This window comes from Pseudoxanthomonas sp. CF125 (genome assembly GCF_900104085.1).
Classification (GTDB): domain Bacteria; phylum Pseudomonadota; class Gammaproteobacteria; order Xanthomonadales; family Xanthomonadaceae; genus Pseudoxanthomonas_A.
Genome location: NZ_FNLD01000002.1, coordinates 340,503 through 365,927, shown reverse-complemented (window position 1 = coordinate 365,927; position 25,425 = coordinate 340,503). Strand labels below are relative to the sequence as shown.

Genomic DNA, 25,425 nt, shown 5'->3' with positions numbered 1-25,425 from the left:
GCTCCCACGTCTGTCGATCTTTGCTATAGCCAGCCTTTCTGCCGGGCCAGACGGTAGGCCTCGATGCGGTTGCCCACGCCCAGCTTGCCGATGGCTTCGGAAAGATAGTTGCGCACCGTGCCATGCGAGAGATTGAGCTGGGTGGCGATATCGCCGGCCGAGATGCCCTCGCCGGCCAGGCGCAGCACCTGCCGCTCGCGGTCGTTGAGCGGATCGGCTTCGGACCACGCTTCCACCGCCAGATCCGGATCGATGGCGCGTCCGCCGGCATGCACCTTGCGTACCGCCTGCGCCAGATGGTCGGCCGGCGATTCCTTCAGCAGATAGCCCGACACGCCGGCATCCAATGCGCGGCGTAGAAAACCCGGCCGCGCGAAGGTGGTGACGATGATGACCTTCACCGGCAACTGGTGGCGCTGGATGCGCTGCGCCAGTTCCAGACCGCTGAGGCCGGGCATTTCGATATCGGTCACCAGCACATCGGGCTTGAGCCGCTGCAGATCGCGCCACGCCGCTTCGCCATCGGCCGAAGCACCCAGCACCTGGAAATCGCTCTCCATGCCCAGCAACGCCGACAGCGCGCCGCGCACCATGGCCTGGTCTTCGGCCAGCAGGATGCCGATCACTTGCGAGTGCGGAGAATGGACATGCGGTGAAAATAGCAAATTCGGGATTCGGGATTCGGGATTCGGGATTCGGGATTCGGGATTCGGGATTCGGGATTCGGGATTCGGGATTCGGGATTCGGAGCCTAGAGCTGGAGGGCGGTAGTCAGTAGCGGGAGAGATAAGGGCTGCCACGTTCATGGTTCCCGCTTCCCTAATCCCCAATCCCCAATCCCGAATCCCGATCGCCAACCAACGGCAAGGTCACCTCCACACACGTGCCCTGCCCGGGTGCGGCGTCCACACGCAGCCGGCCGCCCAGGGATTCGATGCGTTCGCGCATACCGCAAAGGCCGTTGCCCGGCACGATGGCACCGCCGCGGCCGTCGTCCTGGATGCGCAGGCTGACCTGCTGGTCCGCGCTGCGCAGGGACACGCTGGCGCCGGCGGCGCGCGCGTGGCGCTGGATGTTGGTCACCGCTTCGCGCACCGCCAGGGCCAGCACGGTTTCCTGTTCGGCCGACAGCGCCACTTCGCTCATTTCGTAATTGAAACGCACGCCGTCCGACTCCAGCAGCAGCCGCGCCGAAGCGAGTTCGGCCGCCAGTCCGGCGGCACGGATGCCGCTGACCGCGCGGCGCACCTGCGTCAGCGCATCGCGCGCCACGTCGCTGACATCGTCCATTTCCTTGCGCGCGGCCGCCGGGTCGTGCCCGATCAGGCGCGAGGCCAGGTTGGATTTCAGCGCCACCAGCGACAGCGTGTGGCCGAGCAGGTCGTGCAGATCGCGGCCGATGCGTTCGCGCTCGGCCAGCGCCGCCAGGCGCCGGACTTCCTCGTGGCTTAGGCGCAGCTGCGCCTCGCTGCGCAGCTTCTGGCGCATTCCTATGTTGAACAGGCCCACCACCACGCCGGCGATCACCCCGCTGCTCATGTAGATCATGGGGATGTGTGCGGCATGCCACGCCGTTGCGTAGGCGGCCAGCAGGGCCAATATGGCCAGCATCGCCTTGCGCCCGCCCATGCAGAACGGGAAGAACGCGCAGGCGTAGATGATGTAGCTCTGCGAACCGGGGTTGTAGGGCAACAGGGCGAAACCCAGCGCGGCAATGGCCAGGTTGATCGGCAGCCGGTGGCGCCCGTAATGGAAGCGATGGAACAGCAGCAGGAACACCGCATAACTGGCCAAGGTGGGCCACAGCCAGTCGGGGTAGTACTTGGTGGCGTAGAACGGAGTGACGAACAGCCACACCGACCAGACCAGATTGATCCACGGAAACCAGCGCATGCTCGCGTCGGCACTGGCCTGTTGCTGACGGACCAGCGAATCCGGAGCCATAGGGAACAGCGAGTGCAATAGGGAGCGGAACAGGCTGATGGTCACAACATCCTCAGGCGCGTTGCAGGCGTCGCTGCGCCAGCAGCAAGCATATCGCCGTGAAGCCCAGCAATACCGCCACATGCATTGCGACCTGGCGACCGCTGTCCTGGCCGACGATCTTCAGCGCCAACTGGCTCAGGTGCCAAGCCGGCCACAGCGGAGCGATCCTTTCCACCACAGACGGCAGCATGTGCAGGGGCAGCCACAACCCGGACAGCAGCGCCATCGGCATGTAGATCAGGTTCACCACCGCCGGCGCCGCACTGCCGTTGAGCAAGGTGCCCAGCAGCAGGCCCAGCGCGCAGAACGGCATCACGCCCAGCACGTCCACGCACAGCATCAGCGCGATCTGCGATGCGTCCATGTCCACGCCACCCAAAGTGATGCCCAGGGCCAGCAGCATCGCGCCGATGCACACGGCGAAGATCATCGACATGCCCACCTTGGCCAGCAGCACCGCCGAGGCCGGTACCGGCTGCACGCGCTTGAGGGTGAGCAAACCGCGTTCGCGATCCATCGCCAGGCCCACGCCGAAACCGAACAAGCCCGGACCCATCACCCCGAACACGCTGTAGGTCGCCATCAGATAGCTGGCAGCACCGGCGTTGCCGCGATTGAGCAGCACGCCGAACAGCAGGTAGAACATGGGTGCGAACACCAGCGTGGGCACGCTGAAGGCCGGCGTGCGCAGCAGACGCAAGAATTCGTAGCGCGCTTCGCGCAGGTACAGCGCAAACATGGCGCGAGGGGACAGGGAGTCTGGAACGACGGCGTTCATGCGGCCTCCGCGGCGCGGGTGATTTCAAGGAACGCGTCGGCCAGGCCGGCGCGGTGTACTTCGAGTGCGGTGAGATGCGGGTCTTCGGCCAGCAAACGCGCGACCACCGGTTCCACCGGTTCGGCCTGGATTTCCAGCAGACCGCCGTCGCGCTGCACCCGGCGCACGCCCGGCCAGCGGGCGACGCCTTGTTCGTCCATCTGCGAGTGGCAGCGGATACGCCGCTGCAATACGCGTTCGCGGATCTGCTCCACGCTGCCTTCGGCCAGGGTGCGGCCGGCCTGCATCACCACCACGTGGTCGGCCAGCGCTTCGGCTTCCTCCAGATAATGCGTGGTCAGCAGCACCGCGCAGCCGGCGGCGGCGCGTTCGCGGATCGCGGCCCACATCTGCTGGCGCGCCTCGATGTCCAGGCCGGTGGTGGGTTCGTCCAGGAACAGCACCTGTGGCCGCCCGCAGATGGCCATGGCGAACTGCACGCGGCGCTGCTGCCCACCCGACAGCTTGCCGTAGCGCCGCTGCAGCAAACCGTCCAACCCGGCCATCGCCACGCAGTCGGCCACGCTCAGCGGTTGCGCGTAGTAACCGCGCGTCATCGCCAGCAGTTCGCCGACCTGCAGCGTGTCCGGCAACTGGGTGGACTGCAGCATCACCCCGGTGCGGCGGCGCGCTTGCATCGCCCGCGGCGGTTGGTCGAGCAGGCTGGCCTCGCCCTGGTCCGCATCGCACAACCCCAGCATCACCGACACAGCGGTACTCTTGCCCGCGCCGTTGGCGCCCAGCAAAGCCAGCACCTGACCGCTGCGCAGTTGCAGATTCATCTCGTCCAGTGCGACGACCTTGCCATAGGATTTCCGCGCAGAACGCAGTCGGGCCAGGACTGCAGGAGGAGAAACTACAGTGGAAGCAGACATGGCGATGTCCCAAAGGGAAGTAACGCCATCCTCCGCCGCATGCCACCGGCCGTGCAGTGCAAGCCATCAGCCCAATCGGGTGACAGCTGTCACTGGCCCGGCGCGACGACCGCGGGCAAGCTGGAACGGCAGAAAGTGACTTCCGGCAACTGGGCTCGGTTAATCTTGCCGGTCACACTCTCCGCCCTGCCCCGTCTGGCCATTAGATGAATACTTCCGCCGACCTGCTCAAAGAACTCCGCATCGACCGCAAAGCACCGCCGCCACCGCAATCCCGGCGCGGGCTGTGGATCGGGCTTGGCGTCGCCGCATTGCTGCTTTTGCTGCTGGCGATAGCGGCCTGGTTCGTGTTCGGCCGCGAAAAAGCCATTGAAGTGCGCACCGCGCCGGTGGTGGCAATGGGCGGTAGCGGCAGCGCTGCGGCTTCGGTGCTGGACGCCACCGGCTATGTGGTGGCGCGGCGCATGGCCACGGTGTCGGCCAAGATCACCGGCAAGGTGAAGGAAGTGATGATCGAGGAAGGCCAGCGCGTGGAAGCCGGCCAGATCCTGGCCACGCTGGATCCCATCGATGCCGATGCAGAGCGCTCGCTGTATGCGGCGCAACTGGGCGCCGCACGCAGCCAGGTCACCGGCACGCAGGCGCAGCTGGTGGAAGCCGAAGCCAACGCCCGGCGCTTATCGACCCTGGTCAACCAGCAGCTGGTTTCCAAATCGCAGTACGACCAGGCCGTGGCCCAGCGCGACTCGCTGCGCGCGCAGCTGCTCACCGCCCAGCGCAACGCCAAGGTCGCTGCCGACCGCCTGACCATCGCCGACAACGGCGTGGACAACACCGTGGTGCGCGCGCCCTTCGCCGGCGTGATCACCGCCAAGGCCGCGCAGCCGGGTGAAATCGTCTCGCCACTGTCGGCCGGCGGCGGCTTCACCCGCACCGGTATCGGCACCATCGTCGATATGGATTCGCTGGAAGTGGAAGTGGACGTGGGCGAGGCCTTCATCGGCCGCGTGCAGCCGCAGATGCCGGTAGAAGCCACGCTCAACGCGTATCCGGACTGGAAGATCCCGGCCGAGGTGATCGCGGTCATCCCCACCGCCGACCGCGGCAAGGCCACGGTCAAGGTACGCATCGCACTGAAGCAGAAAGACCCGCGCATCGTCCCGGAAATGGGCGTCAACGTCAGCTTCCTCGAAACGACCAAGCCGCAGACCGCACAACGGCAGCCTCAAGGCGTGCGCGTGCCGGCCGCGGCCATCGTCGATCGCGAGGGCGCCGAAGTCGCCTTCGTATTGGGCGATGACGGAGAGCGAGTGGAACAGCGCACGCTGAAAACCGGCATGGCGCTGGGCAACGACCGCCTGGTGCGCTCCGGATTGGGCGCCGGCGACACGGTAGTGCTGGACCCGCCGGCAGAGCTGAAGGACGGCGCGAAGGTGAAGGTCGCGCAGGAAGCCGCCGAGTAATTGACACCAAGTTTGTGTGATTTTTTGCCTTATCTAACGAACATATGAGAACCGCTGTCGATTTTGCTGTTGCTCCATCGTCGCTTCATGAAACCCCGTGAGGCGCGGCAAGCGGGCCGGGTAAACCCCGCAGGGGCGGCGCACAAGGATGTGCGCCGTTTCCGGAGGCGCAGGATGCGCCTTACGGAAATTCCCGGCCCGCTTGCGGACCCCACGGCTTCATCGTGGGGCGCGACGTAGGGCGGCTTTCTTTTGGTTACTTTTCTTTGCCGTTCAAAGAAAAGTGACTCGCGCAACGCGCGAAACGCTTTTACTTCGAAACCAGCCTAAAGACCAAAGCAAGATCAAGAGCACCCCTCCTCAATCCTCCCCTGCGCTGCGCGCAAGGGAAGAGACAAAAGCAAAAAAAGCAGTAGCAGGAACAGAGCAAGATCAAGATGGGTCCCAGCTTTCGCTGGGATGACGATTGGAAGATGGCAAGACCGAGAGGGATCCCAGCTTCCACCGGGATGACGACCACAGAACCCGAGCAGAAGGAAACAACCCATGTCTTCACTGGTTTCGATTCGCAACCTCACCAAGACCTATCAACGCGGCCCGGAAAAGGTGCACGTACTGCACGGCCTGGACCTGGACATCGGAAAAGGCGATTTCGTCGCCCTGATGGGACCCTCCGGCTCCGGCAAGACCACCCTGCTCAACCTGATCGGCGGACTCGACGCACCGACCTCGGGCGATATAGAAATCGACGGCGAATACATCAACCGCCTCAACGCAGGACAGCTGTCGCAGTGGCGCAGCGACCACGTCGGCTTCGTGTTCCAGTTCTACAACCTGATGCCCATGCTGACCGCGCAGAAGAACGTCGAGCTGCCGCTGCTGCTGACCAAACTGAGCGGCGCGCAGCGCAAGCGCAATGCGGAAATCGCCCTGCAACTGGTGGGTCTGTCCGAACGCAAATCGCACAAACCCAACGAACTCTCCGGCGGCCAGCAACAGCGAGTAGCCATCGCCCGCGCCATCGTCTCCGACCCGGCCCTGCTGATCTGCGACGAACCCACCGGCGACCTTGACCGCCAGTCGGCCGAGGAAATCCTGGGCCTGCTGCAGCTGCTGAACCGCGAACACGGCAAAACCATAGTGATGGTCACCCACGACCCGAAGGCCGCCGAGTACGCCTCGCATACCCTGCATCTGGACAAGGGCACCCTGGTCGAACAAGTGCAGCACGCGGCCTGAGCCCGGGAGCGAACCTCATGAAATACCTGCATCTGATCTGGGCCGAGTTGTTCCGGCGCAAGACCCGCACCATCCTCACCCTGGTCTCGATCCTGGCCGCGTTCCTGCTGTTCGGCCTGCTCAACGGCGTGCGCGAAAGCTTCGACCAGGCCGGCCAAAGCGCGCAAGGCGCAAAGCGACTGCAGACCAGCTCCAAGCTGTCCTTCATCGACACCCTGCCCTCGTCGCTGACCGACCGTATCGCCCGCACCGACGGCGTGAAGGAAGTGACTTACGCCAACTGGTTCGGCGGCGCCTACCAGAAGCCGGAGAACCAGGTCTTCAGCTTCGCGGTAGCGCCCAACTACCTGGACCTGTACCCGGAAATCGCTGTCGATCCGGCGCAGCGCAAGACCTTCGACGCCACCCGCACCGGCATCCTGGTCGGCGAAGGTTTGATGAAGCGTTTCGGCTGGAAGGTGGGGCAGAAGATTCCGCTGATGTCCACCATCTTCCCCAACAGCGACGGCACCAAGAACTGGGCCTTCGACATCGTCGGCGTGATGAAGCCCAAGGACAAGGCCGCCGGCGGCTGGTACGACCAGATGATCATCATGCACTGGAAGTACTTCGACGAATCCTGTCCCTACAACCGCGGCCAGGTGGGCTGGTACATCAGCGGCGTCAACGACGTGAACCAGGCCGACCGGGTGGCCAAGGCGATCGACACGCTGTCGGCCAACTCCGACCACGAGACCAAGTCCATGACCGAAGCGGCCGCGACCGCGTCCTGGATGAAGCAGATGGCCGACATCGGCCTGATCGTGGGTTCGATCATGGGCGCGGTGTTCTTCACTCTGCTGCTGCTGACCGGCAACACCATGGCCCAGGCGGTGCGCGAGCGCATTCCCGAACTGGCGGTGCTGAAGACGATTGGCTTTCGCAATGGCGCGGTACTGGGACTGGTGCTGGCCGAATCGGTGCTGCTGGTGCTGATAGGCGGCGTGCTGGGCCTGGGCCTGGCGGCGTTGGCGGGGCCGGTACTGACCGCGGTGAGCGGCGGGGTGATCAACATGCCCCCCGTAGGCGTGAACAGCTGGTTGCTGGGGCTGGGCCTGATGGTCGCCATCGGCCTGCTGGTCGGCGCCTTGCCGGCCATCCGCGCCATGCGCCTGAACATCGTCGATGCATTGGCCGGCCGCTAACGGAGAACACGATATGGGAATCCTGAAATCATTTCTGCGCGGCCTGGGCCTGTTCCTGCTGGTCGTGGTGGGCATCGGCGCATGGCTGGCCTCGCCCTGGTATGTGTTGGCGGTGCTGGTGGTGCTGTTCGCGCTGTGGATGCTGTTGACCCGGCGCGGCCATCAAGCCGGCTCGGTGACCCAGGTCGGGCTGAGCACGCTGACCCAGCGCATCGGCGCCTCTTCGGTGATCGTGATCGGCATCGCCGGCGTGGTCGCGGTGCTGGTGGCGATGCTGGCCATGGCCGAGGGCTACCGCGAAACGCTGCGCGCCAGCGGTGGCGAGGACAGCGCGATCGTTCTGCGCGGCGCTTCGGCCGCCGAGGTGATGTCCACGCTGGACCACGAAAGCGTCAACGTGATCGGCCAGGTGCCGGGCATTGCCCGCGATGCGCAGAACCGCCCGCTGATATCGCCTGAGCTGGTGGTGGCCGCCAATCTTCCGATCAAGGGCGGCAAGCCCGGCGAAGACGGCAGCGTGCAATTGCGCGGCATCGGCGAGGCCGCCTGGGCGGTGCGGCCGGAGGTGAAGGTGGTGGCCGGGCGCAAGTTCGCCAGCGGCCGCCGCGAAGTGATGGCCGGCACCGGCGCGCAACGCCAGTTCATCGGTCTGCAACCCGGAGGCCAGATCAAGCTGGGCGCGCAGACCTGGACCGTGGCCGGCATCTTCCATTCCGGCGACGCCATGGATTCGGAACTCTGGGCCGACGCCGAAGTGGTCGCCACCACCTACCGGCGCGGCAGCACCCGCACTTCGGTCACCGCCAAGCTCACCGATGCCAAGGCGTTCAAGGGCTTCAAGGCCGCATTGGATGGCGACCCGCGCCTGGACGTGGATGCCAGCACCACGCTGGCCTACTTCAGCAAGCAATCCGAAGGCATGACCAAGGTGATCCGCATCATCGGCATCGTGGTCGGCGCGATCATGGCGCTGGGCGCGGTGTTCGGCGCGCTCAACACCATGTTCGCCACGGTCGCCACGCGCGCACGCGAAATCGCCACCTTGCGTGCGATCGGTTTCCGCGGCGTTCCGGTGGTGGTCGCGGTGATGCTGGAAACCATGCTGCTGGCGTTGCTGGGCGGATTGATCGGCGGATTGATCGCCTGGCTGATCTTCAACGGCTACACCGCCTCGACGATCGCCGGCGGCGTGGGCCAGTTGACCTTCGAGTTCAAGGTTTCGCCCGCGGTGCTGTGGACCGGCATCAAGTGGGCATTGGCGATCGGCTTCGTAGGCGGCCTGTTCCCGGCCCTGCGCGCGGCGCAACTGCCGGTGACCGAAGCCTTGCGCGCGGCGTAAGCCGGGATCGACTAGCCGAATCCTCGTACGAATAAAAAGAAAAACCGTCATCCCGGCGGAAGCCGGGACCCAATTTCCAGATCGACGTTAAGTTGGGTCCCGGCTTTCGCCGGGATGACGTTGCTTATTTTTCAGGGTTGCTTACGCAAACCGCTTGGCCAGCCTTAGAGCAAAGCCAAGGATCAATCTATCAATCCACCGATGACGGCCTTCTCCACATCAGCCGGCGTATCCAGATCGAACTCCAGCTCAGCCGCCTCCAATAGATAGAGAGAGTCGGAAGACAGCTTTTGCAGCGCGCCGCGCAAACCGCTGTCGCCGTGCAAGCCGTGCGCCTCCCGCAATACCGCAGCGCTCGCCACCGCAGGAATGCCCCGTGCCGCACCATGCAGCGTAGCCGCGCATCCCGAAGCCGATACGGCCGCGCCTGATAGCAATCGCTGCAGATGGCTTTGTTCCAGTGCCGGCTGATCGCAGCCCAGAATCAGCGCCGACCCAGTTTCGTTCAGCGCATCGACCGCCACGCGCAAGCTGCTGGCCAACCCTTCCTGCCAATCGTCGTTGACCAGAATTTCGACGCGCAGATCGGACACCGCCTCGCGCATTTCGTCGGCATGGGCGCCGATGACCAGGAGCAGCCTTTGCGGTTGCGTGAGCGAAGCCAGCCGCACGGTGCGATGCACCAGCGTTTCTCCACCGCGCGTCAGCAGTTGTTTGGCGCGGCCAAGACGGCGGCTACCGCCTGCCGCGAGCACGATGGCGGCGTGCGGGTTCGGTTCCCGGCTCATTGCGGAAATCGATACGCCTGCAGCTGCGCAGCGATGCTCAGGGCGATCGCTTCGGGCCCCTGCCCGCCCAGCTTGAGCCCGACCGGCGAGTGCAGGCGCGGTTGCAGCGCTTCGCGCGCGGCCGGCGGCAACACGCGGAACAGGTCTTCGCGCCGCCGCGTGGGACCCAGCAAACCGATGAAAGGAAGTTCGCTACCGGCAAGGGCTTCCAAAGCTTCGCGGTCCATCTCGAAGTTGTGGTTCATCACCAGCGCCGCATCGAAGGCGCGGTCGAGCATCGACGACGCGGCTTGCGGCGAAGCTTCGATCGACACATCGGCATGCCGGGCCTCGGGCAGCCAGCGCGTACGGCGCTCCACCAGCGTTGTGATCCAGCCCAGGCTGCGCAACAAAGGCAGCAAGGTGGGTGTTTCCGGTCCTGCGCCGAACACGAGCGCGGCGGGTGGTGCGGGAATCGCCAAGTTCCATATTCCTGTCACCGGGTGGAACTCTTCCGAATGCGCGGCGTCCATCCGCCACTGCCGTTTCAACTCGCCGACTTCGACCAAGACTTCGCCTTGCGTCGAAAGCGAAAGCCGCAAAATCCCCCGTCCTTTCTTCCAGGCTTCCACCAACGCAGGCCAGCCGCTCAAGGCAGCCAGCGGCAGCAGCGCCAGGCGCAGGCGGCCACGGCAGCCGAGTGCGGAACCACCGATCAGGTCTTCGTCGTCGCGGGTATCGATGTCCATCCATTCGATACGCGATTGCGTCGCCGCCGAGCGCGCGCGTTTCTCTATTTCCGGTTCCAGGCAACCGCCGCTCAACCAGCCCACCTGCCCTTCACGCGCACCGAACAACGCCATGGCGCCGGGACCGACGTAAGTCGAACCTTCGGTTTCCACCACCAGCGCCAGCGTGGCCGGATCCCCGCCTTGGTGCGCGGCGGCGGATGTTTCCAGGATGTGACGGTAGCTGCTCATGCGTACTAAGACGATGGACTAAGCCGCGCCTGGTTGGCAACCCGCAACGGCGGGAGTAAGGTGAGCGCCACCCCAGCCGCCGCCAGGGAACTCGTATGAAATTGAACGTCAACGGCACCGAGCGCGATGTCGATGCGCCGGCCGACATGCCCCTGTTGTGGGTCCTTCGCGATCTGATGGGACTCACCGGCACCAAGTTCGGTTGCGGTATCGCCCAGTGCGGCGCCTGCACCGTGCACATCGACGGCGCGCCGCTGCGTTCCTGCATCACGCCGGTCGCCGCGGTCGCGGGAAAGAAGATCACCACCATCGAAGGACTCTCCGCCGACGGGAAGCACCCGGTGCAACAGGCATGGGCGGAATTGGATGTGGTCCAGTGCGGCTACTGCCAGTCGGGACAGATCATGTCCGCGGTGGCCTTGCTGACGAAGATCCCCACGCCCACCGATACCGACATAGACCAGGCGCTGTCCGGCAACATCTGCCGCTGCGGCACTTATCCGCGCATCCGCGCGGCGGTGCATCGCGCGGCGGAGATCGATAAAGGCTGATTTTTTGAGCCCCTCTCCCGCCGGGAGAGGGGTTGGGGTGAGGGTACGGCGAAGTCGCTAAGGTCCGAACCATCATGGACTCCACCGCACCTTCATCCGGCGCTCCGCGCCACCCCGTATCAAGTACGGGGCAAGCTCTTCTCCCGACGGGGAGAAGGGAACAGACAACGGAGATCCACCGTGAACGCAGAAACCAGCAACTCACGACGTCAGTTCCTCAAAACAAGTGCTGTGCTCGGCGGCGGCCTTGTGATCGGCTTCGTCATTCCCGGCGCCAAGCGTCTGGCAGCGCAACCGGCGGCCGTTGCGGCGGCGGCCGGTTTCGCGCCCAACGCCTTTCTGCGCATCGGCGCCGACGATAGCGTGACCGTGCTGCTGGCGCATTCGGAAATGGGGCAGGGCGTGTGGACCACGCTGCCGATGCTGATCGCCGAAGAACTGGACGCGGACTGGACGAAGATCAAGGTCGAGCATGCGCCGGCCGCGCTGGAATATTTCAGTCCCGTCTTCCACATGCAGGGCACCGGCGGATCCACCAGCACCTGGTCCGAATTCGATCGCTACCGGCAGGCCGGCGCGGCCGCGCGCGCGATGCTGGTGCAGGCCGCATCGGCGCACTTCAAGGTGCCAGTCGCGGAAGTTCGCACCGAGAACGGCGAAGCCATCGCAGGCGCGCAGCGCGTGCGCTACGGTGCGCTGGCCGACGCCGCGGGCAAGTTGAGCGCTCCGGATGCGGCCACGATTGCGCTCAAGGATCCCAAGGATTGGAAAATCATCGGCAAGGCGACCAAGCGCCTGGATTCGCCTGAGAAGATAACCGGCCGCGCGCAGTTCGGCATGGATGTGCAGTTCGAGGGATTGCTGACCGCGGTGGTCGCGCACCCGCCGGTGTTCGGCGCCACGGTGGTGTCATTCGATGCCGCCGCGGCCAAGGCCATCGCCGGGGTGCGCCAGGTCCTGCAGGTACCGACCGGTATCGCGGTGGTCGCCGACCATTATTGGGCCGCGAAACTCGGCCGCGATGCATTGAAGGTGGAATGGGACCTGGGACCGAACGCGGCCCTGGACAGCACCGCCCTGCGCGCGCAGTTCGAAGCGTTGGCGGCCACTCCCGGCCTGCCTGCCGCGCAGGCCGGCGATGCCGCGGGCGCGTTGGCCAAGGCCGCCAAGCGCGTCGATGCCACTTATTCGGTGCCTTATCTGGCGCACGCGCCGATGGAGCCGATGAATTGCACGGTGAAGCTGGAAAAGGACAAGTGCGAGCTCTGGGTCGGCACGCAGTTCCAGACGCTGGAACAGGGCACCGCTGCGCAGGTTGCCGGCCTGAAGCCGGAACAGGTGTTCGTGCACACCACGTTCCTGGGCGGCGGCTTCGGACGCCGCGCAACGCCTGCGCCGGACATCGTGTTCGAAGCGGTGCATATCGCCAAGGCCGCCAAGGCCCCGGTCAAGACAGTGTGGAGCCGCGAGGACGACATCCGCGGCGGCTTCTATCGTTCGGCCTTCGTGCACAAGGCCAGCGTGGGGCTGGATGCGGCCGGCAAACCTATTTCGTGGCAGCACGATGCGGTCGGCCAATCGATCATGGCCGGTACCTTCATGGAATCGATGATGGTCAAGAACGGCATCGACTCCACTTCGATCGAAGGGGTTTCCGATTCGGCCTATCTGATGGACGTTCCCGACCGGCGCGTCGGCCTGCACTCGCCCAAGACCGGCATCGCCGTGCTGTGGTGGCGCTCGGTCGGCCACAGCCATACCGCCTTCGCGATGGAAAGCCTGGTCGACGAGCTTGCGCACGCAGCCGGCAAGGATCCTGTCGAATACCGGCGGCAACTGCTGGCCAAGCATCCACGTCACCTGGGCGTGCTGAACCTAGCCGCGGAAAAGGCCGGCTGGGGCGGTCCGCTGGAAAAAGGCCGCGGACGTGGCGTGGCGGTGCACGAATCCTTCGGCAGCTTCATCGCGCAGATTGCGGAAGTGTCGGTGGACAACGGCGCGATCAAGGTGCACCGCGTGGTCTGCGCGGTGGACTGCGGCGTGGCCATCAACCCGGCCGGCATCGAAGCGCAAATGGAATCGGGCATCGCCTTCGGCCTGGGTGCCGCATTGCACAGCCACATCACCTTCAAGGACGGCCGTGTGCAGGAATCCAACTACCACGACTACCAGGTGCTGCGTATGAGCGAGATGCCGGTGGTGGAAGTGCATATCGTGCCGAGCACGGAAAAATCCGGTGGCGTCGGCGAACCCGGCACCGCGCCCATCGCACCAGCGGTAGCCAATGCGTTGTTCGCCTTGAGCGGACAACGGTTGCGCGAACTTCCCTTCCGGCTTGCAGCGCAGACGCCGGCCAAGCCGGCCAAGGCGTGAGGAGATGACGATGCGTATCCTGTTCGCCAGCTTCTTCCTGCTTGCGCTGACTGCCTGCGGCCCGCGCGTCAGCCCGGAACAAAAAGCCAAGGCCGTGGAAGCCTTCGCCACCGTCGAAAAAGTGTTCCAGCATCCGCGTTGCAGCAACTGCCACATTCCGGGCGATCAGCCGTTGCAGTTCGATGCGCAGACACCGCACCAGATGGGCGTGGTGCGCGGACCCGAGGGCAAGGGCGCCCCCGGCCTGCCCTGCGCCACTTGCCACGCCGAAGCCAATCCACCGGCCAGCTACGGCCCGCACGCGCCGCCGGGCGCGCCGCACTGGTCGCTGCCGCCGCCGGATCACAAGATGGCGTGGATCGGACTGCCCAGCGCGCAGTTGTGCGCGATGATCAAGGACAAGAAGAGCAATGGCGACCGCGATTTCGCCGCGCTGCTCAAGCATGTGAGCGAAGACAAGCTGGTGTTGTGGGGTTGGAATCCCGGCAATGGCCGCTTGCCGGTGCCGGTGCCGCACGATCAGTTCGTGGCCGCATTCAAGCTGTGGGCGGATGCGGGCGGGCCTTGCCCGGAATAATGCTTTCCTTCTCCCGGAGGGAGAAGGGAATGCCTAGACCTTGCGCGAGCGCACGAAGCCGTCGATAGCGAAGATCGCCAGCCCGATCCAGATGAAGATGAAACCGATCGCGCGGTCGCGGTCGAAGACCTCGTTGAACACCAGCACGCCGATCAGCAGCTGCAAGGTGGGCGCCAGGTACTGCATGAACCCCACCACGCTGTAGGGAATGCGCCGCACGGCATAGGAAAAGCCGATCAGCGGCAAAGCGGTCAGCACACCGCCGAAGACCAGCAAGGCGTCGGTCTGCCAGCTCCAGTCACCGACGAACCCGCCCTTGCCGTGGCTCTCCAGCCAGACCAGCGTCGCCACCGCCGGCAGGAACAGGTACAGACTCTCGATGGCCAACCCGGGAATGGAATCCACCACCGCCAGCTTGCGGATGAATCCGTAGAAACCGAACGAGGCCGCCAGCGACAGCGCGATCCACGGAAAACTGCCGTAGTTGAAGGTCAGCCACAGCACGCCGCAGGCGGCCACCGCCACCGAAACCCACTGCGCCACCGTCAGCCGTTCGCGCAGCAGCAGGACGCCCAGCAACACATTGAGCAGCGGATTGATGAAATAACCCAGGCTGGTTTCCACCACATGCCCGGCGTTGACCGCCCAGATGTACAGTCCCCAATTGAAAGCGATCAGCACGCCGCTCAGCAGCAGCATCCACGGCACCCGCGGGCGCGCCATCGCAGTGCGCAACCACCGCAGACCCTGGGTCAGGCACAGTCCGCCGACCACCAGCACCGCGCTCCATGCGATCCGGTGCATCACGATCTGCATCGAAGGCACGTTCTTGAGCAGATGCCAGTACAACGGCATCAAACCCCAGACCGCAAACGAACCTGCCGCGGCCCACAGACCGCGGCGATCGATCGCGGCCGGAGTCATTTGCTTTGCTCTGCTGCGGCCGGCTCCACGGCATCCCGCGCCGGTGCAGGCGCAGTGCGCGCCTTGCCCAGCGTGATCGCCACCACGCCGAACAGGATCACCGCCATCGCACCCAGGTCGTGCGCGGTGAACTGTTCGGCCGCCAGCCACGCGCCCAGCATCACCGCGATCACCGGATTGACGTAGGCATAGCTGCCCGCGAGCGTGGGACGAACGTGGTGCAGCAGCCACACATAGGCGGTGAAGCCGATGATGGAACCGAAGGTCATCAGGTAGACGACGGAAAGCGTGCCTTTCAACGTCGGCATGCCGTGGAAACTTTCGCCGGTGACCAGGCCCGCGAGCAGCATCATCAAACCGCCCGTCAGCATCTGTCCAGCCGCGGACATGAAAGGAGAAGGAAGGTCGCGGCCCTTGCTCCAGATCGACCCGAACGCCCAGGCGATCGGCGCGATCAGCAAGGCAACCAGTCCCCACGGCGTGGCCGACAAGGTACTGCCGGCATTGAGCCACAGCACGCCGATGAAACCGATGCCGATGCCCAGCCATTCCAGTCCACTGGGGCGCTGTCCGCGCGCCAGCGAGAACAAACCCATCCACAACGGCGTGGAAGCGATGGCGACGGCGGCCAGACCGGAAGACACCCATTGCTCGGCGATGCTGACCATGCCGTTGCCGATGCCCATCATCAGCAGGCCCATCAGCGCCAGGTTCTTCCATTGCGCGCTCGTGGGCGCCGCTTCGCCACGCATGCGCAGCACCGCGAACATCATGCCGCCGGCCAACAGGAAACGTCCGCCCGCCATCAGCAGCGGCGGATAGCCGCCTTCCAATGCGAAGCGGATGCCCAGATAGGTGGAGCCCCAGATCAGGTAGACGGCGGCCAAGGCAACGGCAATGGCCAAACCGCGCGCCGGAGCAGGCGTGTTGGGAGCGGAGGAGTTCATGGGGGATAACCGACAGTCAAGCGCATATTGTAATCCCGCATCCGGGCGGACGACGGCCGACGCGCCTTGAAAGTTACGGGTGGCGCCTTGCATACCGCTCAAGCCAACGATCTCTTTTGTAGGAGCGACGTGAGTCGCGAAGGTCTGAAACGTTCGCGGCTTCGCGACTCACGTCGCTCCTACATTCATGCCGCCCGTTCGCGTTCCAGCAGGGCCTGTTTCAACGGCAGCCCCCAGCGATAGCCGCCCAGCGAGCCGTCACCGCGGATGATGCGGTGGCACGGCACCACCACCGCGATGCGGTTGTTGGCGCAGGCACTGGCTACCGCACGCGTCGCCTTGGGTGAGCCCAGGGCATCGGCGAGTTCCGTATAGCTGCGGGTCTGGCCGGAAGGGATTTTCATCAACGCATCCCAGACGCGCTTCTGGAAGGCGGTGCCCACCAAGTCCACGGGCACGTCGCTGCCGCGTCCGGCCAGGCGTTCGGCCACTGCCTGCAAACGCGGGGCGAGGAACTCGTCGCTGCCTGCGTCCACGCGCTCGATGCGTGCCTGCGGAAACTCCTCGCGCAGGCGCTCTTCCAGGGCCTGCGCATCGTCGCCCAGCTCCACCGCGCAGATGCCGCGCTCGGTGGCCGCGACCAAGGCATTGCCCAGCACGGTGTCCACCAGCGCCCAGCGGATTTCCATTCCCGCACCGCCCGCGCGGTAAGTGGCGGGCGTCATGCCGAGCTTGGCCGCGCCCTGTTCGTACACGCGCGAAGGCGAGCCATAGCCGGCGTCGTAAAGCGCGGCGCTGACGTCGTTGCCGGCGCGCAGGCCGGTCTTCAGCGCGCCGAGTTTTTTCTGTGCAAGATATTCGGCGGGACTGATGCCGTAGCGGGCCTGGAACTTGCGCTGCAGATGCGAGGCGCTAAGGCCGACCGCAGCGGCCAGTTCATTCAAGGTGGGCTCGCCGCCGTCCAGCAGCTCGCGGGCGCGTTCCAGTTTTTGGTCGTGGTTTTCCATGGGCCAAAGCGTAACGGGCGCACTGGGCGCCCGCTATCCGATTCTTGCTTTGCTTGCGATTGCGGGCGAAACGCGGCAAGTCTGGAGGCTGTTCACCTGCCTTGGCTTCGCCGTACCCTCACCCGCCGCGCTTTGCGCGGCGACCTCTCCCGGTGGGAGAGGTGTTCATGCGGGCTTCAATCCGCCCAGCGCCCCGGCATGGTGGATACCGGCAACACCTGCGCCGACAGCGTGCGGTCGTTGCCCAGCACGTCGATGGCATCGCCCAGGATCGCGGCCGACTCGCGCAGCAGCGGATCGGGGCGCTTGTCGGCCAGTTTTTCGCGGGCGGCATCCTTGACGATATCGCGCTCGTTGGCGCCCAGGCCGTCGTCGGCCGCATCGTCGGCCAGCGGATCCAGCGCCAGGCCCAGGGCCTTGCGTTCGGCCTGGCGTTCCTTGCGTTGGGTGTCCTGCTTGTCGCGTTCGGCGCGGCGCTCGGCTTCGTTGAGCGACACGTATTTCTTGGCGGCTTCGGCGCGGAAATCGGTCACGTCCTGCGACCACCACTGGAATTCCTTGTCGGTGGCCACACGCGCGGCGTGCAGCGCTTCCAGACGCGGCAGCAGCGGCGCGAAGTTGCCGTATTGGGTGTGCGGCACCGCGGCGATCTTGGTCCACGGCAACGCGTTGTCGTAAGTGCTCTCGCCGTATTCGGTGGCGTCCACGCTGACCGGGAAGGCGATATCGGGCACCACGCCCTTGTGCTGGGTGCTGCCGCCGGCGACGCGGAAGAACTGGGCGATGGTCAGCTTGACCGAGCCGAAGCGCGGGGTTTCGTTGGCCGGCCAGCGGTCCAGATCGGCCAGGTTCTGCACGGTGCCCTTGCCGAAAGTGGTTTCGCCTATCACCAGGCCGCGTCCGTAGTCCTGGATGGCGCCGGCGAAGATTTCCGAAGCCGAAGCCGAGCCGCGATTGGTCAGCACCGCCAGCGGACCGTCCCAGGCCACGCCGGAAGTGCGGTCGGCATTGACGGTGACGCGGCCGCCGGACTCGCGCACCTGCACCACCGGGCCCTTGTCGATGAACAAGCCGGTGAGCTCCACCGCTTCGTCCAGCGAACCGCCGCCGTTGTTGCGCAGGTCCATGACCACGCCATCGACGTTATCCGCCTTGAATTGGACCAGCAACTTGGCGATATCGCGCGTTGCGGAGGTGTAATCGTTCGGATTCTTCCGGCGGCCTTCGAAATCCTGATAGAACGCGGGCAGCTTGATCACGCCGATGCGGCGCGCCGGTTCACCGTTGGCGGCGGGCAGATTGATGGTCTCGGCCTTGGCCGCCTGCTCTTCCAGCTTGATCTTCTGCCGGGTCAGGGTGACCTGCGCGTGCTTGCCGTCCACGCCGCTTTCGGCGGGAATGTATTCCAGCCGCACCTGCGTGTCTTTCTTGCCGCGGATCTGCGCCACCACATCGTCGATGCGCCAGCCGATCACGTCGGTCATCGCGCCGGACTTGCCCTGGCCGACGGCGACGATGCGGTCGCCCGGCTTGAGCGTGCCGTTCACGTCGGCCGGACCGCCGGCGATGATCTCGCGGATCACCACCAGATCGTCCTGGCGCTGCAGCTGCGCGCCGATGCCTTCCAGCGACAGCGACATGGACTGGTTGAAGTTCTCCGCCGTCTTCGGCGTGAAGTAGTCGGTATGCGGATCGATAGCGTTGGTGTAGCTGTTGAGGAAGGTCTGGAACACGTCCTCGCTCTTCAGCTCGTCCACGGTGCGCTGATAGGTCGCGTAGCGCTTGTCCAGCGTCTTGCGGATTTCATCGGGCTTCTTGCCTGCGAGCTTGAGGCGCAGCCAATCGTTCATCACCGACTTCTTCCACACCTCGTCCAGTTCCTGCGTGTTCGCGGCCCAGGGCGCCTTCTCGCGGTCGTATTCCCAGCGCTGGTCGCCGGTGAAATCGAAGTTCTGCTTCAGCAGCGTGCGCGCATAGGCGATGCGCTGGCCGACGCGCTGTTTGTACACGGCGAAAATGTCGTAGGCCGGTTCCAGTTCGCCGCTGCGGATGGCGTCGTCCAGCTCGGTCTTATAAGGGCCGAATTTGGCGATATCGTCGGCAGTGAAGTACTGCTTGCCGCCGTCCAGGGATTCGAGGTAACGCTTGAAGATGTCCTGCGACAGCGCATCGTCCAGCGCACGCGGGCGGTATGCGTAGCGGCTGTCGGACAACAGGCCGTACACCTGCTTGGAGGTGGATGACTGGTCCGCCGTGGGCCCGGTGGTGCCGGACAGCGGCTGGCTGTCGGCACGCGCAAGCAGGGCCAGCGGTGCGACCAGAGCCAGGGACAGGAGGGCGACGGCAGGGGTCTTCAATTTCATCGGGTCTACTCGTTGGCCATGGTGGCCTGTGGGGATGCTGCGGAAAAGCTCTGACTTGGCGACAGTGCCGAAAGTTGCCGGCCCTGTCATCCGCTTGCAGCCTACCGGCGGTAAGTCGCCAAAATGTGAATGCTTCGTTTGCCAATCGACTCCGGCGGGCGGCCGTTCAGCCGACGCCGGCCTGCTTGGCCTGCAGATCCGCATGGTAGGAAGAACGCACCAGCGGGCCGGAAGCCACGTGGCTGAACCCCAGCTCCTGGCCGTAGCGCTCGAGCTCGGCGAACTCGTCCGGGGTCCAGTAGCGCAGCACCGGGTGGTGGTGGGCGGTGGGCTGCAGGTACTGGCCGATGGTGATCATGTCCACCTGGTGCGCGCGCAGGTCGCGCAGGGTGGCCTGGACCTGTTCCATGGTCTCGCCCAGACCGAGCATGATCCCGGACTTGGTGGGCAGCTGCGGGTGCTGCTGCTTGAACTTCTGCAGCAGGGTCAGCGACCACTGGTAATCGGCGCCCGGGCGCACGTTGGGGTACAGGTCGGGCACGGTTTCGATGTTGTGGTTGAACACGTCCGGCGGATTGACCGCCAGGATCTCCAGCGCCCGGTCCATGCGGCCCTTGCCGCGGAAATCCGGGGTCAGGATCTCGATGCGGGTGCCCGGCGAATGCTCGCGGATGGCCGCGATGCAATCGACGAAGTGCTGGGCGCCGCCGTCGCGCAGGTCGTCGCGGTCCACCGAGGTCACCACCACGTATTTCAGGCCCATGTCGGCGACGGTGGTGGCCAGGCTGAGCGGCTCGCCGGCGTCGGGCGGCTTGGGACGGCCATGGGCCACGTCGCAGAACGAGCAGCGGCGGGTGCAGACCTCGCCCAGGATCATGAAGGTCGCAGTGCCGTGGCTGAAGCACTCGTGGATATTGGGGCAGCTGGCTTCCTCGCAAACCGTGACCAGGCGGTTCTCGCGCAGCTTGGCCTTGAGCCGGGCCACCGAGCCGTCGCTGGGAATGCGTACGCGGATCCAGGACGGCTTGCGCAGCACGGGGGCGTCCAGGAACTGAACCGGAGAGCGGTTGATCTTGTCCCCGCCCAGCTGCTTGACCCCGGTTTCCAGCGGCGCGGCGGCCGCGCTGGAGGCCAGGACCTGAAGGGGGATTTCCCGGGAGGAACCGGGGCGGACGCCTGCATCGTTGCTCATGAACGAATTCTAGCTCCTAAGGCCCCGGACCGGCGGCCCGGAAGCCGATCCGCACTGGGAAACAACGATCCATCCATCAGCGCATGGGGAGCCATGGGCCGCCTGGCTGTCCCAGAAGCCGGCGGGCAGTGCCCGCCCTACGATCCGACTTTGTAGGGCGGGCATTGCCCGCCGGCTCTTGTGCAAGGAACAAGGCAAATCGCGGGCGAAAAAAAGCCCGCAATGGCTAGGCCAGTTGCGGGCTTGCTCCCTCCCCCACGTCGGGATGCGGGCGCATCGTGAAGGACGCCTCGCGGCTCTTGCACGCTGCACTGCAAAACAGAACTGCAGGGTTCAGTAGCGAAGCTCATGAACCGATTGTGTGAGAACGGTTACAACCCTTGTGAGAACTGGAGATGACTCATTCGTGCAGGTCGATGGCAGCTGCCGATGGCTCGCCGCGCGGCCGGACGAAACAGAAAAATGAATAGGCGAGTCACGTTTTTGTTGCGCACTGCGACCGACTTTTCCGCCTCGGCCAACCTCGTTCACGAGCGACAGACCAGAGCCCGTCCTATGGCGACAATTGCGGCTGGGCGTCGTACCACTGCTTGGCCCGCAGCAGATGAAAGCTGTTCTGCGCACCGTTTGCCTGCACGCCCACGCTCAGCACGCCCCACTTGGCGTAGAGGCTGCCATTGCGGTTCTTTCCACGCAGAAGCAGGCGCGCCTGCAGGTCGAAACGGTCGTTGCTGGCGTCGATGCGGTCCAGCACCAGGGTATCGCGCCGCCATTGCACCCTGCCCCGCACCTGCGCCTGGCCGGCGTCGACCAGCCTGAATACCCACTTCGGGTATTCCTTCTGCCGGGAGAACAGCGACAACAGGAAGCCGACATCCTTCATTTTCACGTTGGCGTCGCCGCCGATGCTGAGCGGCTTGTTCCAGTCCAGACGCGCGCGCGGCAGGGCGATGCGCGCCCACCAACCGCTGCGCGTTTCGCCGCCGGGCTCGCTGAAGCTGATGTTGTCCAGGGTGATGCTGCTGCCGTCGACGGCGAAGTTGCGCCTGGCCAGATCGGCGCGACGCAGGCGCGTGTCGATGCCGATATCTCCGCGCAACGCCATGCCGGCCACGCGCATCTGCGCCTTGCGTCCGGCCACGCGCAGCCAGCCGCTTCCGATTTCGCCCTTGCCGTCCAGATGCAGATCGCCGCTCAGCACGCCGCTGCCGCCATCGAAACGCAGGTGCTGGCTGGGCAGATAGCGGTTGTAGATGCGCAGGTCCGGGATACTCGCGCCCTTGAACGTCAGGTGCGCGCGCAGCGAATCGCGCAACGCGGCCAGGTCTTCGCCCGCGGCCAGGTCCAGGTGCAAGTCGTTGCCCTGCACGTAAGGCGCACGCAGGTTGTCGTCGGCGGCGACGTGGAAGCGGTTCAGCACGATGTTCAAACTGGGCAGCAAGCCGCCGTCGGCCCCGGCATCGAAACGGCCCTCGGCGCGCCCACTGCCTTCGATGCGGTTGCTCATCACCTCGGCCACCACCGCCACCTGCGGCACGCTGAAGGTGCTGCCGGCCGCGACCTTGCCATCGACTACCCGCACGTTGGCGGCGACATCGCCGGCGCCATCGAGGGTCAGCCACGGCGCCTTGGTGAAGAAGCGCCCCAGCCAGCGCAACGAAGAGAACCGCCATTGGCCCGCCACATGGCCGGAAGTGCGCGGCAGCAGGCTGGCGAAATCGCGCAGCGGGATCCTGTTGCCGGTCACGCGCAAGTCGGCGTCCAGGCCGAACACGCCGTGCGCTTGCGGCGGCATGTACGCGGTCAGGGTCATGTCGTGGTCCACGTCCAGTGCGACCTGGACGTGATCGGTATGAGTCGCGCCCTTTGGATCGGTGCTGACCACGGGCATCTGCCAGCGCAACTGGCTGCCGGACGCCAGCGCGCCGCGCGAGAATTTCAAGGCGGCCTTCGCCTGTCCCTTCCCCGGCACCGTTTCGAACGAACCATGGCCTTGCGCGTCCATCGCCACCGCCAGGGCGGCGGTCGTACCCTGCAGATCGAGTTGGATATCGCTGAGCAGCAGTTTGTCCAAACCCTGCGCCTGCGCGCGGGTGTGGCGGGCGATGGCGAAACGCGCATCGAGCGTGCCGTCGCGCAACCATTCCCGGCCATCCTGGGCCAGGCGCGCGTGCGTGAATTTCACGGTCGAAGGCAGCACTTCCATCGGCCCGCCGCGCAGTTGCTTGATGAAACCGAATTCGGCGCTTCCCTGGCCTTGCAGCGACAGCTCGCCGAAACCGGCGCGCCGCACGCTATCGCTGGCGATACGGTCGAAACGCAGCGTCCAGCCACCCGGACGCGGTGCCGGCGAAGGCTGTTCGGTGTCGACATGATCCACCGAGCCGTCCACCTCCTTGACCGACACATAAGGCACGTGCAGCTCTCTGCGCAGCAGAGGGAGCAAGCCGATACGGCCACTGGCGCGCGCGGCGCGCACCGACCATTGCGTATGCCGCACATGGCCCTGCAATTTCACCTCCGACAGCGACACGCGGCCCGGCCACCAAGTGCTGCCGCTCGCCCACTGCATCTGGAATTTTTCCGGCTTGCGGTTGATCGCCGAGGGGCCGAGCGAAGTATTGAGGAACAGATTGCCGGCGATCAGGTACAGGACGTACACAGCGATGACGGCAATCAGCAGGCGTCGCATCCAGAAGATAATCGAGCGACGCTTGGACAGAGGCGCGGGGTTCATTGCGGCAGCATGCATGAAGCCGTACGTCGGCATCAATGTCCATGCCCGCCGTCAGACGCGCACCCCAGTAGGTCGGGGCTACGCCCCCGACGCACGGGAATTGGAACCATCCGCGCGTCGGGGGCGTAGCCCCGACCTACCCTGGTCTCATTGACCATCCGCCGCTATCTGCAGACGCAGGATCCGTCGCAATTCCAGAATCGCCGCCGGCGTCTCCTGCACGCTATGGCCCGAAGGAATCGCCTTTTCCGAAAGCGCGCCATCCAGATGCGAACTCGCATAGGGAACCAGGCCGTCGCTTGACTGCGCCAGCGGCACCGACGGATCTTTCCAGCCGATGATGCTGTGGTAAGGCAGTCCCGCTTCGATCGGCAGATCGGCGGTGCTGCGCATGAACAGAGAGCCGGGACTGAGATCGTCCGGCCCGGTTGGAGGACGGCCCTTGTGGAAGCCGATCCGCTGGAGTTCCTGCTCATCGATCTTGTTGCGCTGGAACAATTCCGAGGTGTCGCGCAAGACAGTGAAGGGCAGCCGGATCGCGCGCCGCACCAGACGCAGCGCCCAGCCTTCGCTGACCTCGGCGCCGCGATGCGGCGTAGCCAGGAATACGGCACGACCGACCTCGGGCAACGGATGGAACACGGTCAGTTTCCGCACCATCGGCTCTTGCGCCAACGCGGTAGCCTGCGCCGACGGAAACGATTGCAACAAGCGCTGCAGCACCTGCTCACCGCTGTCGCTGACCAGCAATCGCGAGATCACTCCGCCCATGCTGTGGCCAACCAGCACGGCACCGCGGCTGGCGCGGTCGTCGCCTTGCGGATCGAAGTGCGCGAACGTCGTTCGCAAGGCCTGATCGATGCGCGCACGGCTGTTCAACAGGCTCAGATTGGTCGGATAGAACACTTGCCAGACCTGGTAATGCCGGCGCAGCTCGTCGTCGCCCAGCAGTTCGTTGGCCAGGTTCACCCAGGCTTCCGGGCTGCTCGCCAAGCCATGCACCAGGATCACCACGCGCTTGTCCGGATCATAGGGCTGGGTCAGATAGACGCGCGGATCGAAAGGGCTCTGCTGGCGCGGACGCAGCAGACTGGACAGACTCAGCCGTGCCAGTTGCGAACGCGCCAGCCATACGCCGTAGGCGGCCGAGAAATTCGCCGCCAGCGGGACACTGCGGCCGGCGATGGTTTCCTGTTCGTACCGATAGGGATTGTAGACGTCGATCTGCACATCCTCGGTCGCCAACACCTCGCTCAGGGTCTCTCCCTCGAAGCGGAGCGTGCTGGTCACCGGCAAATAACGGGTATCGCGATAAGGCAGATCCGGCGGTGCGGATTCCGTAGGCGCCGCAACCGTCTTCAGCTGCGGAAATACCGCTACCAGACTGCTGCCGAAACCATCGCGGCCGTACACCGCGCGCAGGTTGTCGAAACCCAGCGTGTCCGATGCCAACAGCATCTCGGGCGCATCCTCCTGCTTGCGGTCGAAACCGTGCAACACGATGCGCAAATGCAGGTTGTGGATCTGCTGGGTCTGGTCGGGTGCGCTTTTGCGCATGCGCGCGACCTCGAACAACGACTGCGCCGTCACCTCGACTGCACGGTTGTACAAGCGCAACACGCGCCCCTGGCGCGATTCGAACACGCGCTGCTCGGGCGTGCGCGCGGTCATGAACAAGTAGGCATAGGCCCAGCGCGCGGTATCCATCGCTTCGTGCGCGGCCACTTCCGGCACCGTTCGCATCGCTTCGGCCGCTGCCTGCATGCGCAAGGTGCGTACTTCGGCGATCGTGGCCAGCCAGGCTTCTTCCGGCACCGCCTGCCGCAGTTGCCCGGCGCAGGGTTCGGGCTCGCGCCGGCAGCTCTCCGGGTCCAAGCCTGCGGAGGCCAGGCTGGAAGCCGCATCGGCGCTGAGCTGGCCGCTGCCGAGCACATCGGCGCGGCGCGCGAGATCGGCATCGCCTGCGCGCTGCTCCCTGACCTTGACCACCGCGCAGCCGTTGAGAAAGGCCAGCGCCAACAGCGCGCACGCGAGCGCTACGGTTCTCGGTGAATTTCTTTCGACGGTCATTGATTGAGTGTCCAGGCAGTGGCGGCTCTAGCGT

At 65.3% G+C, this 25,425-nt stretch carries 20 protein-coding genes; 7 read left to right on the top strand and 13 right to left on the bottom strand.

Annotated elements, in window-relative coordinates; genetic code table 11:
• Nucleotides 1-23 precede the first annotated feature (23 nt).
• The 4 genes from BLR66_RS11095 to BLR66_RS11080 form a co-directional block, all read right to left on the bottom strand.
• Nucleotides 24-626 carry a response regulator transcription factor gene (locus BLR66_RS11095; RefSeq protein WP_093285971.1) on the bottom strand — a complete coding sequence of 201 codons (603 nt, stop codon included), beginning with the start codon at nucleotides 624-626 and terminating at the stop codon, nucleotides 24-26.
• A gap of 193 nt (nucleotides 627-819) precedes the next feature.
• Entirely contained in the window at nucleotides 820-1,989 is a 1,170-nt protein-coding gene (locus BLR66_RS11090) for a sensor histidine kinase (RefSeq protein ID WP_255402459.1), read from the bottom strand.
• A gap of 7 nt (nucleotides 1,990-1,996) precedes the next feature.
• A complete protein-coding gene (locus BLR66_RS11085; RefSeq protein WP_093285968.1) occupies nucleotides 1,997-2,764 on the bottom strand; it encodes an ABC transporter permease in 768 nt (255 codons plus the stop codon).
• Complete coding sequence (locus BLR66_RS11080) at nucleotides 2,761-3,678, bottom strand: ABC transporter ATP-binding protein (RefSeq protein ID WP_093285963.1); 918 nt, start codon at nucleotides 3,676-3,678, stop codon at nucleotides 2,761-2,763. The genes BLR66_RS11085 and BLR66_RS11080 overlap by 4 nt, the downstream gene beginning before the upstream one ends.
• A gap of 206 nt (nucleotides 3,679-3,884) precedes the next feature.
• Here BLR66_RS11080 and BLR66_RS11075 point away from each other — a divergent pair, with 206 nt between their 5' ends.
• The 4 genes from BLR66_RS11075 (at nucleotide 3,885) to BLR66_RS11060 (ending at nucleotide 8,903) form a co-directional block, all read left to right on the top strand.
• Nucleotides 3,885-5,141, top strand: a complete 1,257-nt coding sequence (locus BLR66_RS11075) for an efflux RND transporter periplasmic adaptor subunit (RefSeq protein WP_093285960.1) — start codon at nucleotides 3,885-3,887, stop codon at nucleotides 5,139-5,141.
• A gap of 546 nt (nucleotides 5,142-5,687) precedes the next feature.
• Complete coding sequence (locus tag BLR66_RS11070; protein WP_093285957.1) at nucleotides 5,688-6,380, top strand: ABC transporter ATP-binding protein; 693 nt, start codon at nucleotides 5,688-5,690, stop codon at nucleotides 6,378-6,380.
• A gap of 17 nt (nucleotides 6,381-6,397) precedes the next feature.
• On the top strand, nucleotides 6,398-7,564 hold the full coding sequence (locus BLR66_RS11065) for an ABC transporter permease (RefSeq protein ID WP_093285953.1): 1,167 nt from the start codon (nucleotides 6,398-6,400) through the stop codon (nucleotides 7,562-7,564).
• A 13-nt stretch (nucleotides 7,565-7,577) separates the two neighbouring features.
• A complete protein-coding gene (locus BLR66_RS11060; RefSeq protein WP_176943843.1) occupies nucleotides 7,578-8,903 on the top strand; it encodes an ABC transporter permease in 1,326 nt (441 codons plus the stop codon).
• A gap of 182 nt (nucleotides 8,904-9,085) precedes the next feature.
• On the opposite strand, the gene BLR66_RS11055 is transcribed toward BLR66_RS11060, so the two are convergent.
• The gene (locus BLR66_RS11055) at nucleotides 9,086-9,691 is read right to left on the bottom strand and encodes a nucleotidyltransferase family protein (RefSeq protein ID WP_255402458.1); all 606 of its coding nucleotides are present in this window, start codon (nucleotides 9,689-9,691) and stop codon (nucleotides 9,086-9,088) included.
• Nucleotides 9,688-10,650 (bottom strand): XdhC family protein, encoded by a 963-nt coding sequence (locus BLR66_RS11050; RefSeq protein ID WP_093285946.1) that lies wholly within the window; start codon nucleotides 10,648-10,650, stop codon nucleotides 9,688-9,690. Before BLR66_RS11050 ends, BLR66_RS11055 begins: the two co-directional genes overlap by 4 nt.
• A 95-nt stretch (nucleotides 10,651-10,745) precedes the next feature.
• On the opposite strand from BLR66_RS11050, the gene BLR66_RS11045 reads away from it, so the two are divergent.
• The 3 genes from BLR66_RS11045 to BLR66_RS11035 all read left to right on the top strand — a co-directional run bounded on the left by BLR66_RS11045 (nucleotide 10,746) and on the right by BLR66_RS11035 (nucleotide 14,151).
• Entirely contained in the window at nucleotides 10,746-11,201 is a 456-nt protein-coding gene (locus BLR66_RS11045) for a (2Fe-2S)-binding protein (RefSeq protein WP_093285942.1), read from the top strand.
• Between the two features lie 180 nt (nucleotides 11,202-11,381).
• Nucleotides 11,382-13,574, top strand: coding sequence for a xanthine dehydrogenase family protein molybdopterin-binding subunit (locus BLR66_RS11040; RefSeq protein WP_093285938.1), 2,193 nt, complete (start codon nucleotides 11,382-11,384; stop codon nucleotides 13,572-13,574).
• Between the two features lie 10 nt (nucleotides 13,575-13,584).
• Nucleotides 13,585-14,151, top strand: a complete 567-nt coding sequence (locus BLR66_RS11035) for a hypothetical protein (RefSeq protein ID WP_218119631.1) — start codon at nucleotides 13,585-13,587, stop codon at nucleotides 14,149-14,151.
• A gap of 33 nt (nucleotides 14,152-14,184) precedes the next feature.
• Here the strand turns inward: BLR66_RS11035 and rarD are convergent, their stop codons facing one another.
• The 7 genes from rarD to BLR66_RS11000 all read right to left on the bottom strand — a co-directional run bounded on the left by rarD (nucleotide 14,185) and on the right by BLR66_RS11000 (nucleotide 25,391).
• Nucleotides 14,185-15,075 (bottom strand): EamA family transporter RarD, encoded by an 891-nt coding sequence (gene rarD, locus BLR66_RS11030; protein WP_093285934.1) that lies wholly within the window; start codon nucleotides 15,073-15,075, stop codon nucleotides 14,185-14,187.
• The gene (gene yedA / locus BLR66_RS11025; RefSeq protein ID WP_093285929.1) at nucleotides 15,072-16,022 is read right to left on the bottom strand and encodes a drug/metabolite exporter YedA; all 951 of its coding nucleotides are present in this window, start codon (nucleotides 16,020-16,022) and stop codon (nucleotides 15,072-15,074) included. The genes rarD and yedA overlap by 4 nt, the downstream gene beginning before the upstream one ends.
• A gap of 185 nt (nucleotides 16,023-16,207) precedes the next feature.
• A complete protein-coding gene (locus BLR66_RS11020) occupies nucleotides 16,208-17,029 on the bottom strand; it encodes a bifunctional transcriptional activator/DNA repair enzyme AdaA (RefSeq protein WP_093285925.1) in 822 nt (273 codons plus the stop codon).
• A 176-nt stretch (nucleotides 17,030-17,205) separates the two neighbouring features.
• Complete coding sequence (locus tag BLR66_RS11015) at nucleotides 17,206-19,392, bottom strand: carboxy terminal-processing peptidase (RefSeq protein WP_093285921.1); 2,187 nt, start codon at nucleotides 19,390-19,392, stop codon at nucleotides 17,206-17,208.
• 166 nt (nucleotides 19,393-19,558) lie between these two features.
• Nucleotides 19,559-20,584: a lipoyl synthase gene (lipA, locus tag BLR66_RS11010; protein ID WP_093285918.1), complete on the bottom strand. Its 1,026-nt coding sequence runs from the start codon at nucleotides 20,582-20,584 to the stop codon at nucleotides 19,559-19,561.
• Nucleotides 20,585-21,137: 553 nt separating this feature from the next.
• Nucleotides 21,138-23,321: an AsmA family protein gene (locus BLR66_RS11005; protein WP_143014622.1), complete on the bottom strand. Its 2,184-nt coding sequence runs from the start codon at nucleotides 23,319-23,321 to the stop codon at nucleotides 21,138-21,140.
• 147 nt (nucleotides 23,322-23,468) lie between these two features.
• Nucleotides 23,469-25,391, bottom strand: coding sequence for an esterase/lipase family protein (locus BLR66_RS11000; protein WP_143014621.1), 1,923 nt, complete (start codon nucleotides 25,389-25,391; stop codon nucleotides 23,469-23,471).
• Nucleotides 25,392-25,425 lie beyond the last annotated feature (34 nt).

Excerpts from the sequence above, each read along its gene's own strand:
- BLR66_RS11085 (WP_093285968.1), bottom strand. The coding sequence starts at position 2,764 with ATGAACGCCGTCGTTCCAGACTCCCTGTCCCCTCGCGCCATGTTTGCG.
- BLR66_RS11080 (WP_093285963.1), bottom strand. The coding sequence starts at position 3,678 with ATGTCTGCTTCCACTGTAGTTTCTCCTCCTGCAGTCCTGGCCCGACTG.
- BLR66_RS11075 (WP_093285960.1), top strand. The coding sequence starts at position 3,885 with ATGAATACTTCCGCCGACCTGCTCAAAGAACTCCGCATCGACCGCAAA.
- BLR66_RS11070 (WP_093285957.1), top strand. The coding sequence starts at position 5,688 with ATGTCTTCACTGGTTTCGATTCGCAACCTCACCAAGACCTATCAACGC.
- BLR66_RS11065 (WP_093285953.1), top strand. The coding sequence starts at position 6,398 with ATGAAATACCTGCATCTGATCTGGGCCGAGTTGTTCCGGCGCAAGACC.
- BLR66_RS11060 (WP_176943843.1), top strand. The coding sequence starts at position 7,578 with ATGGGAATCCTGAAATCATTTCTGCGCGGCCTGGGCCTGTTCCTGCTG.
- BLR66_RS11055 (WP_255402458.1), bottom strand. The coding sequence starts at position 9,691 with ATGAGCCGGGAACCGAACCCGCACGCCGCCATCGTGCTCGCGGCAGGC.
- BLR66_RS11050 (WP_093285946.1), bottom strand. The coding sequence starts at position 10,650 with ATGAGCAGCTACCGTCACATCCTGGAAACATCCGCCGCCGCGCACCAA.
- BLR66_RS11045 (WP_093285942.1), top strand. The coding sequence starts at position 10,746 with ATGAAATTGAACGTCAACGGCACCGAGCGCGATGTCGATGCGCCGGCC.
- BLR66_RS11035 (WP_218119631.1), top strand. The coding sequence starts at position 13,585 with ATGCGTATCCTGTTCGCCAGCTTCTTCCTGCTTGCGCTGACTGCCTGC.
- rarD (WP_093285934.1), bottom strand. The coding sequence starts at position 15,075 with ATGACTCCGGCCGCGATCGATCGCCGCGGTCTGTGGGCCGCGGCAGGT.
- yedA (WP_093285929.1), bottom strand. The coding sequence starts at position 16,022 with ATGAACTCCTCCGCTCCCAACACGCCTGCTCCGGCGCGCGGTTTGGCC.
- BLR66_RS11020 (WP_093285925.1), bottom strand. The coding sequence starts at position 17,029 with ATGGAAAACCACGACCAAAAACTGGAACGCGCCCGCGAGCTGCTGGAC.
- BLR66_RS11015 (WP_093285921.1), bottom strand. The coding sequence starts at position 19,392 with ATGAAATTGAAGACCCCTGCCGTCGCCCTCCTGTCCCTGGCTCTGGTC.
- lipA (WP_093285918.1), bottom strand. The coding sequence starts at position 20,584 with ATGAGCAACGATGCAGGCGTCCGCCCCGGTTCCTCCCGGGAAATCCCC.
- BLR66_RS11005 (WP_143014622.1), bottom strand. The coding sequence starts at position 23,321 with ATGAACCCCGCGCCTCTGTCCAAGCGTCGCTCGATTATCTTCTGGATG.
- BLR66_RS11000 (WP_143014621.1), bottom strand. The coding sequence starts at position 25,391 with ATGACCGTCGAAAGAAATTCACCGAGAACCGTAGCGCTCGCGTGCGCG.